This is a genomic window from Nostoc sp. WHI (assembly GCF_015714725.1).
Lineage (GTDB): Bacteria > Cyanobacteriota > Cyanobacteriia > Cyanobacteriales > Nostocaceae > Nostoc.
The window spans coordinates 25777-35450 of the sequence record NZ_WBKM01000134.1 but is presented as its reverse complement, the minus strand read 5'-3'; the positions used below and the strand labels follow the sequence as shown (position 1 = coordinate 35450).

At 44.1% G+C, this 9674-nt stretch carries 7 protein-coding genes; 3 read left to right on the top strand and 4 right to left on the bottom strand.

The window, feature by feature from the left end; translation table 11 throughout:
- Window positions 1–44 precede the first annotated feature (44 nt).
- A complete protein-coding gene (rpsJ, locus tag F8S12_RS13285) occupies window positions 45–362 on the top strand; it encodes a 30S ribosomal protein S10 (RefSeq protein ID WP_196516741.1) in 318 nt (105 codons plus the stop codon).
- Window positions 363–559: 197 nt separating this feature from the next.
- Complete coding sequence (locus F8S12_RS13280; protein WP_196516740.1) at window positions 560–1207, top strand: LON peptidase substrate-binding domain-containing protein; 648 nt, start codon at window positions 560–562, stop codon at window positions 1205–1207.
- Window positions 1208–1326: 119 nt separating this feature from the next.
- On the opposite strand, the gene pheA is transcribed toward F8S12_RS13280, so the two are convergent.
- Complete coding sequence (gene pheA, locus F8S12_RS13275) at window positions 1327–2229, bottom strand: prephenate dehydratase (RefSeq protein ID WP_196516739.1); 903 nt, start codon at window positions 2227–2229, stop codon at window positions 1327–1329.
- A 463-nt stretch (window positions 2230–2692) separates the two neighbouring features.
- Here pheA and F8S12_RS13270 point away from each other — a divergent pair, with 463 nt between their 5' ends.
- Window positions 2693–3280, top strand: a complete 588-nt coding sequence (locus tag F8S12_RS13270) for a DUF1997 domain-containing protein (RefSeq protein ID WP_196516738.1) — start codon at window positions 2693–2695, stop codon at window positions 3278–3280.
- An 8-nt stretch (window positions 3281–3288) separates the two neighbouring features.
- Here F8S12_RS13270 and F8S12_RS13265 read toward each other — a convergent pair whose 3' ends face one another.
- The 3 genes from F8S12_RS13265 to F8S12_RS13255 form a co-directional block, all read right to left on the bottom strand.
- Window positions 3289–3945, bottom strand: coding sequence for a ribonuclease HII (locus F8S12_RS13265; protein ID WP_196516737.1), 657 nt, complete (start codon window positions 3943–3945; stop codon window positions 3289–3291).
- Between the two features lie 8 nt (window positions 3946–3953).
- The gene (locus F8S12_RS13260; protein ID WP_196516736.1) at window positions 3954–6062 is read right to left on the bottom strand and encodes an Rne/Rng family ribonuclease; all 2109 of its coding nucleotides are present in this window, start codon (window positions 6060–6062) and stop codon (window positions 3954–3956) included.
- Window positions 6063–6963: 901 nt separating this feature from the next.
- Window positions 6964–9663 carry a TIGR03960 family B12-binding radical SAM protein gene (locus F8S12_RS13255; protein ID WP_196516735.1) on the bottom strand — a complete coding sequence of 900 codons (2700 nt, stop codon included), beginning with the start codon at window positions 9661–9663 and terminating at the stop codon, window positions 6964–6966.
- Window positions 9664–9674: the final 11 nt, after the last annotated feature.

Sequence of the window (9674 nt, the reverse complement as noted above, 5' to 3'; positions counted from 1 at the left end):
CCACTCCCCACTCCCCTAATTACGCAGAACCTGGACAATTAAAGATGGCAACTCTACAGCAGCAGAAGATTAGAATTCGCTTACAGGCTTTTGACCGACGCTTATTGGATGCATCTTGCGAGAAGATTGTAGATACAGCTAACCGCACCAACGCCACAGCCATAGGCCCAATTCCTTTACCAACAAAACGTCGGATCTATTGTGTGCTCCGATCGCCTCACGTAGATAAAGATTCACGAGAACACTTTGAAACCCGTACTCATCGCCGGATTATTGACATTTACCAGCCCTCTTCTAAAACTATTGATGCCCTGATGAAATTGGATTTACCATCGGGTGTGGATATCGAAGTTAAACTTTAATTAGTTATTAGTCATTAGTACTTTGACAAATAAAAAAGGACAAATGACTAATAATATTAGTATAAATATTTGCATAGCCCTGAAGAAATATATCTCAGGGCTTTTATTTAGCTAGGAAACAAATGATAGAATGTAGAAAAAGTGCGGTAAAAGAAGAGAAAAATAAATTTTAAGATTAAGTTTATACCAAAATAACAATGACATCATCTTCTAAAATTGCAGTTCGTGAACTACCTCTGTTCCCGTTACCAGAAGTAGTTCTGTTTCCTACCAGACCATTGCCCTTGCACATTTTTGAATTTCGCTACCGAATCATGATGAACACGATTTTGGAGAGCGATCGCAGGTTCGGTGTTTTGATGGTAGATCCAGTCAAAGGCACAATTGCAGACACTGGCTGCTGTGCGGAAATCGTTCATCATCAACGGATGCCAGATGATCGGATGAAGATGTTGACTTTGGGGCAACAAAGATTTCGTGTATTAGAGTATATTCGTGAAAAGCCATACCGCGTTGGCTTAGTGGAGTGGATTGAAGACCACCCACCAACTAAAGATTTGCGACCTTTGTCAACTGAAGTAGAACAACTACTGCGAGATGTTGTGCGTCTGTCAGCAAAATTAACTGAACAAAATATTGAGTTGCCAGAAGATTTGCCTGATTTACCAACAGAGCTATCTTATTGGGTAGCCAGTAACCTCTACGGTGTCGCCGCCGAGCAGCAGTTATTGCTAGAAATGCAAGATACTGCAACTCGTCTAGAGCGGGAAGCAGAAATTTTAACTTCTACTCGTAATCACTTGGCGGCTCGTGCTGTTCTCAAAGATACATTTAATGAAAAGTGAGGAATGAGGAGTTAGGAGTTAAGAATTAGGAAGAAATAACAAAAAATAAAAGATTGACAACTTATAATTTATAGTCATTAACTGAGAATTCCGAAATCATAACTAATAACTCTTGACTCCTAACTAATAACTCCTAACTTATCAAGAGAGTTAAGAGCGTTGATTGGCAAAATATTGTAAGCGCCAAGAATTTTTAAAATCTCTGTATGGATAGTTAATTCTGCTAAAGCAGATTGCATCTGTGCTTCGCTAGCATCCGCTTCTAGATCCATGAAAAACAAGTATTCGCCTAGCGATCGCTTCGTCGGACGAGATTCAATCCGGCTGAGGTTAATCCCTAAGTGAGCAAATATTTGCAAAGGTTTGACCAATGCTCCGGGTGTGTTGGCAGGCATACTAAAAGCCAGCGATGTGTGACTAGCACTTGCTTTTGATTTCTGGTATCCAGCATCCGCTTCACCCTGACTTACTACCCAAAAACGCGTAAAGTTTTCTGAATAGTCGTTAATACCACTGGCAAGTATGGGCAGGTTGTAGAGTTGAGCTGCTCTACTAGAGGCGATCGCTGCTGTTGTAGTATCTTGCTCCAATCGCTGTAGTGCTTCGGTTGTGGAATTGTTTGGAATAATCTGTACAGTTGGGAGAAACCGCCCTAACCAGCCTTGACATTGTGCTAAAGCTTGCGGGTGAGAGTAAACAGTTTTAATGCTATCTAAATTAGACGCACAGGAAATTAACATATGGGCAATGGGTAATACCAAAGCCAACTGAATCCGCAAACTGTCCAAATGCCACAGTGTATCCAGTGTTGTGGTAACACTTCCTTCAATAGAATTTTCCACAGGCACGACAGCTAAGTGGGTTTCACCATTAGCAACGGCTTGCAGTGATTGGGAAATACTGAGATAGGGAGATAATATAGCTTCAACTCCCGTACTTTTGTTTAGCCAATTGACATAAAAAACTGCTGCTTGTTCTGAGTAAGTGCCGGGAGGCCCTAAATGTGCGATCGATAAAGTCATGTCTTTAGCCTTGAGTTACAAGTTTAAGGGTAAACAGAGGTATGATATTTTGGGTTTGGCAAATATATTTAACACCTATTCTTACTAAACACTGTTATTTGTAAAATTTACGCACTAAACGAATATACCGAAATATGAATCCAGGAAAAAAAGTTATGGGAATCAGTCTTCTACCAGACTAATTCCTGGCAGTTTTTAGCTAAATCTCTCTGAAGATTTAAAAGAAATTATATTGGTTTCTCGCAAAATAGAGATTGCATATTATTGTTTTTGTGTCAATAGTTAATTCCTAATTTCTCTTTATTAAAGAGAAGATAATAATGAACGTATCAGCTTTTTGCTAATAATGTATGGCTAATAAGCAATGATAATTTTTATAGTCAATAAACTTTGTAATTTCCGGCAAACAGATATAATTTATTAAAAAATATTAAAATCAAGAAACAGATATTTTTATCCGCTCATGGCTACCCGGTTTACTGCCTCACAATCGGTTGAAATCGCTGTTCCAGAGCAGCCTATTCCCATTCAGCACTACTTGCGTCAGCCTCAACGTCTGGTTAAAGCTTTGGTTGACAATAGCCGGATTCAGCAGCTTTCTGAGGAAGTATTTCGCTTGAAAATGCGTCCGCTAACTTTTATGTCACTGAGTATTCAACCTACTGTAGACATGAGAGTTTGGGCAGAATCAAATGGAATAATTTATTTGCGATCGCTAGGCTGTGAAATCCTGGGTTTCGAGTATATTAACCAGCGCTTTGCTCTCAATTTAAAAGGGCATTTGTCTCCCAAAGAGTTTAGCACTGGCACTCGTTTGCAAGGAAGAGCTGATTTAGAAGTGCTGGTGGATTTTCCACCGCCATTTTCCTTCACTCCCAAGCCAATTTTAGAAGCTACGGGCAATGGTTTGCTCAAAAGCGTCCTGTTAACGGTTAAGCAACGGTTATCAAATCAACTTTTGGCAGATTATCGCTACTGGGTGATATCACAAACCAAAGATAGAGGACTTGACGGTGAGAGTACTGAATTGCCAATCCTGAATGCTGAGTAATTATTTAATCACTCAACACTCGGTCGTTTGATTTGGCAAGGACGAAAAGACTGACGATGTAGGGGCGAAGATCCATATTGTTGCAAAGCCAGCAAATGCCTCTGGCTGCCATAACCCTTGTTACACTCCAGGTTGTACATAGGGTATTTTAATGCTAGACGCACTACTAGATCGTCACGCCAGACCTTGGCAACAATACTGGCAGAGGCAATAGCGAGCGATCGCTCGTCCCCCTTGACTATTGTTTGTTGCGGCACTAATAAGTCTTTTATTGATTGATTGCCGTCAACCAGACAGAGTGCAGGCTGTACCTTTAACTTCAGCACAGCCCGCTTCATTGCTAACAGCGTCGCTTGCAAGATATTTATCTTGTCAATTTCGGCAGTGGAAGCAAACCCAATTTTCCAGTCTATAGCCAGTTCACAAATTTGCTGCGCTAGCTGAGTTCTACGAGAACTAGACAACTTTTTACTGTCTTTAATTTTGGCTGCCATCAGTATTGGCAAAGCATGATCTGGTAGGATCACTGCTGCCGCCACCACAGGGCCGAATAAAGCACCTCGCCCTACTTCATCCACACCTGCAACCAACCCTGGAATTTCTGACAAGGTAGAAAACTCTAGCCAACTGGATTTTTCCAACGGTGCTGGCGACGTTTCTACCATAAAGCAAATTAATTATCCTCGATCGCTGAGGAACGACGGCGACGGCGACGGCTGGCAGTGGCGGCGCTATTGGTATCACTTTCATTTTCATCTGCGATCGCGTTGGCAGATAAGCGTTCTGAGGGGTCTTCAGTAAACGCCGATGGTTCATCCGATGGTTCAGTTGTCTCTTCTATCAAAGATTTTTGTTCTGGCTCAATAACTTTTGGTATCGGTATCCTGGTTACGATTACTTCAGGTGTTGCTTTTTGGGCTGTAGTTAATTCTGAGGTTGATTCAGTTGGCATCGTTGGCGCTTGACCAGGCTGAATTACGTTAATAATTACAGACTTGGTATTTTTAACCTCTTGGTCTAACTTCACCAAGGGAGAGATTCCCATCAAGGCAAACATATCCTGCTCTTGGAAGGTCATTTCTACAGTCCTAATCTCTGGTGGTTCTACCACTGGTTTGACTGGTTCTGCCTTAGTAACTTTAATCCGCTCTACTCTTTCACTCCAACCTGGTTTACCAAGAGTGGGTGAGGGAATCTCTGGTGTGACTCCTAGTTCTGGTTCAACATCAACATCTAACTCTGGCTCGTTGACAAAAGCCAGTGGATTTGCTCGTCCTTCATCTTTTCCATTGAATCCATTGATACTAATTCGACTGCGGCGAGTGCGGGTACGACGCTTATTATCGTTAAGTTCTTGATAACTAGGATGATTAATCAGATTTAAATTGCCCAATTCCGCGTCGCCGTCAAATGCTTCCCCAAATCCATCATAGCTTTCTCGTGGTTCCGGGATGCGGGCAGATGGCTGACGTGGTTCTCGGTGAGGCAGGGATACAAAACGCTCTCGCTCTGGCATCTCTGTTGTTATTGGCAATCGGTTTTCGATTTCTCCAGGCAGACGCACAGTATGCCCTAAACCGCCACAGGTAGGGCAAGTTTCACCAAATAATTCGTAAATGTTTTGACCCTGACGCTTACGGGTTAGTTCTACCAAACCCAGCTCGGTTAGTTGGGCAATCTGGGGACGAGCTTTGTCTGCTTTGAGTCCTTTGTTGAAGTGCTCAAGGACTTGCAGTTGGTCACGCCGCAATTCCATGTCAATAAAATCAACGACAATCACCCCGGCGATATTTCGCAGACGCAACTGGCGAGCCGTTTCTGTTGCAGCTTCGCAGTTTGTCCATAAAACTGTTTCTCTTGCTGTTGCCGATCGCGTGAAGGAACCTGAGTTAACATCGATTACCGTTAATGCCTCTGTCGGCTGAATGATGATGTAACCTCCAGAAGGTAGGTCTACTCTCGGTTTAAGGGCTTCTCGAATCGCGGCAGTAATGCGGAAGTACTCTAAAATTGGGGAGCGATCGCGATGATGGTCAATCAACAATCCCTGCGGTGTTTGACCTCCACTCCAGTTCTGCAAGTACTGCTTCACCCGCTTTAAACCAGTACTGGAATCCACGACAATTCGATTCACATCCGCGCCGTACATATCCCGTAATACGCGCTGAATAAAGTCATCATCCCGGTTGAGCAGTGCTGGGGGACGGGTGGATTGCGCTTCCTGCTGGATGGACTCCCATTGCTTTTGCAGCACTTCCAAATCTTCCATAACCGCTTCTTCGGGTTTGCCTTCTGCTTCTGTACGCACAAGCAGACCCATTCCCGCCGGTTTGACCAAAATTGCCAGCGCCCGCAAGCGGTTGCGCTCACTTTCACTTTTAATCCGTCGGGATAAATTTACGCCCCTGCCATAGGGCATCAGTACTACGTAGCGTCCGGGTAAGGTGATATTACCCGTAAGCCTTGGCCCTTTTGTCCCCGTTGGCTCTTTCATTACTTGCACCAAAACTTTCTGTTGTGGTGCTAGTAGTTCTGTAATTGCTGCTGCGGTACGTTTCAGCTTCAATGGCCCTAAGTCGGTGACATGAATAAAACCATTGCGCTCTGGGTCGCCAATATTGACAAAAGCCGCATCTATCCCAGGCAATACGTTTTCTACTACTCCTAAGTAGATATCACCTATTTGATGATGACCCGTAGCAACAACGAGTTCTTGTATTTGATCTTCAGAAAAAACCGCAGCAATTTGGTGCTGCTCCGCGATAATAATTTGTTTTGGCATTCAATTTCCTCAAAAATTGGTAGCACCAGGAGGTCTGAAGGTTTGTTATACCTTTGTTGTCCCTGCAACCCTCAAAAGGTGCTACTGCTAATAAAAATCACAAACCTGAGCTTCTACGTTAAAGAACTATTAGCGCTCTTAGGAGCGTCTACACGGCTGATTATTCCAGAACGGTTGCATGTTTAAGCAATTAAATCAACCACAGACGGTTGATTTGTAATGCAATACCCTCAATTAAAAAAGAGAGTTCTGAGTTGAAAGTTCTAAATCCTGAGTGAGCTTTTGATTCAGGACGCTTGATTTGAGAGTAACCTACTGAAGTCGTTAACAAAAAGAAACTACTTCTGTTTTCTATTCCCCGAATTTATCCTTAGCAACGCCGATTGCAACCCTGCCTTGAGCTGCCCTAGCTTACGGCAGGTCGAGCTTTGCGCGTCTGTAGTCGTCCAAAAATCGGCATAACCGACGGCGGTTGCTACCCTTCTCCTGGCGGAGACGCTAGGCGTAGCTTGCTTCGACCTAGTAGTACGGAAATGCCAAAGGCAAACAACTCTAGAAGAGTAACGCACTTGCTTTTGGGTACTACTGTGGATTAAACATTCAGAAGTTGTTTAAAAAGTATGGAGTTAGAGAAGCTAACCGAGCCTGCTGTTAGTTACTGATTCACAAGGTAGCTATAAAGAGAGTGTTCTTTAATCTGCCTCAGTTTTTCTCGGATAAAATCCTAGAAGTTGCACTCTAATATCTTTGCTTTCGCCCCCTGAATACCAGAGTAGTGAACCAGTTAAGTCAATGCAGCGCCAGAAAATTTCTCTTCACCCATTCTAACGCAAGCTTGCTAAAAATAAATTTCTACGACGTGCTATGTTAGGACAACTACTAGCAAGTTGCCCTACAGGGATTATACTCCTAAAATTAGCTGATTGCGGTGGATGTGCAAGAGTTGAAATTCTCCACTAGTCACAATTCTTAGCATAAACAGGATTTGTTCGGGACGCAATAGAAACCCGTCTTGGCGATAGCTACCTACATAACGGATAACAGATATAGATTCTGCAATGCTTTTGGAGGTTTCTACTAATTCCAGTTCAAATAAGCGATCGCGCAGATTTATTAACTGGCTTTTGCCTGACTTAGTTGTTTGCTCGTACCAGAGTTCTTCTTTGGCTTTGATTGTATCAATCCAGTTTTGCCATTGTAAAGATGTTGCTTCTTCAAGTGCTGCTACGGTAATTAAATATTCTGCGCTCTCAAGCAGTTGGGTCGCTGCCTTAGCTTTTAAATCTATCTGCTCCACATGATATATAGGTATGTCTGTGGGCATTTCACGAGTCAACTGTTCTCGGAAACTATCGACCGCCACTGGCACAGTTAACTCAAAATCCGCAATTTCACCGTTGCTAGTAGCTCCTAGAGCCAAAGCACTTGCTAGAGAAATCCGCGGCATTGGATGAAACCCACCAGTGAAGGAGATCGGCAAGCTTGCGCGCCTGACAACTCGGTCAAACAGACGGATTAAATCCAGATGGCTCACCAAAGCCATATTGCCTTGTTTCCCAAACCAAACTCGCAGTCGTTGCGCCTTAGTTGTGTTGGGGACAAACTCGCCAGCGAAACTGGGGATAGCAGGTGGTTCAATCACAACGTTATGCCCAAAGTCGGTGCCACAGACACCACAGTGAGAACAACCTTCAAAAGAGCAGTCGGGTACAATTGCAGCCTCTAGGGCGCGTTGCAAGTCTTCTTGGAGCCACTTTTTGTCAATCCCGGTATCAATATGATCCCAAGGGAGGGGAATATCTAGGGAATGAGTGGGGAGTGGGGAGTTGGGAATGGGGAGTTGGGTATTTTCTCCATCTCCTCTGCGCCTCTGCGCCTCTGCGTGAAATAAATTCCATTCACCATTTTCCACTTGACGGTATTTCCAATCTAAACCGGCTTGAGCGATCGCAGACCCCCAAGCACTAAAAGCCTGATCTAAATTGTCATACCAGGAATCCATACCTGCACCTAATTCCCAGGCACGGCGGACTACTTTGCCCAAATTGCGATCGCCTCGGCCAACAAAATCTTCCATTGCCGAAATGCGGACATCGGTAAAATTTACCTTGACTCCCTTTATCCGGCGGAATTCTTGCCGCAGCAAGTTTTGTTTGCGCTTAAATTCACTGGTAGACACTGAGTGCCATTGAAATGGTGTATGTGGTTTGGGCGTAAAGTTAGAAATCGTTAAGTTAAAGTTTAAGGGTTTTCTTCCTTTGCCCCAACATTCGTACTGTAACCAGCTTACCGTTTCTGCAATGCCCAAAACATCAGCATCTGTCTCACCCGGCAAGCCAATCATAAAATACAACTTAATTTTATCCCAGCCTTGCTCCCAAGCTGTTTTCACTCCCCGCAACAATTCTTCATTCGTCAAACCTTTATTCACGATGTCTCGCATCCGCTGAGTTCCAGCTTCTGGAGCAAAAGTCAGTCCACCTTGCCGCGTACCCCCAAGGATATTGGCAATATTCTCATCAAATCTATCTACTCGTTGGCTTGGTAGAGTCAGAGAAATGTTTTCATTTTTTAGCCTATTTTTAATTTCCATCCCTACTGCTGGTAGGGACAAATAATCAGAACAACTCAGAGATAGTAGGGAAAATTCATTGTAACCAGTTGCCCGCATCCCTTGTTCAATGGCTTCTACAACCTTATCGGGTTCTACATCCCGTGCTGGTCGAGTGAGCATTCCTGGCTGACAGAACCGACAGCCACGAGTGCAACCACGCCGAATCTCAATGGTCAAGCGGTCATGCACCGTTTCTACGTAGGGAACTAGCCCAATTGAATACGCTGGTATGGGAGTTGCAACCCGTCGCAGAATTCGTTTGGGTACGTCCGGGCGACGAGGATGAACTGAGCCATCCTCTGCCATATCGTAAAATTGGGGAACATATACGCCTGGTATCTGTGCTAAGTCTAGTAACAGATTTTCCCGACTCAATCTTGCTTGTTTGCCTTCTTCCAATACCAAACCAATTTCTGGCAGCAGTTCTTCTCCATCTCCAAGGGCGAAAAAGTCGAAGAAGTCGGCGTAAGGCTCAGGATTCGATGTTGCTGTTTGCCCACCAGCAAAAATCAGAGGAAAGGATAGCTGGGTATCGGTAAATTCTCCCCTGCCCCCCTGCCCCTCTGACCCTTTGCCCTGTTGCCTTTCTCGCCACGTCAAAGGAATTCCCGCCAAATCCAACATTTCTAGGATATTAGTTGCACCCAGTTCGTAACTGAGGCTAAAGCCTAAAATGTCGAATTCTGTGAGCGATCGCTTTGACTCTACCGCAAACAATGGCGTATTAGTTTCGCGTAGTTTGGCTGCTAGGTCTTGTCCTGGGAGGTAGGCGCGATCGCATAATTGACGCGGTTGGGCATTCAAAATGTTGTATAGGATAATATGCCCTAAATTGGAAGCACCGACTTCATATACTTCTGGGTATGTTAAAACCCAGCGTATTGCTGCCGTATCCCAAGGTTTGTGTACTGCTAACCGCTCGTTACCCAGGTAACGTCCTGGTTTTAAAATACCCGATGTTATTAATTTTTCAACTGCAACAGCCACTGTGCTATCTT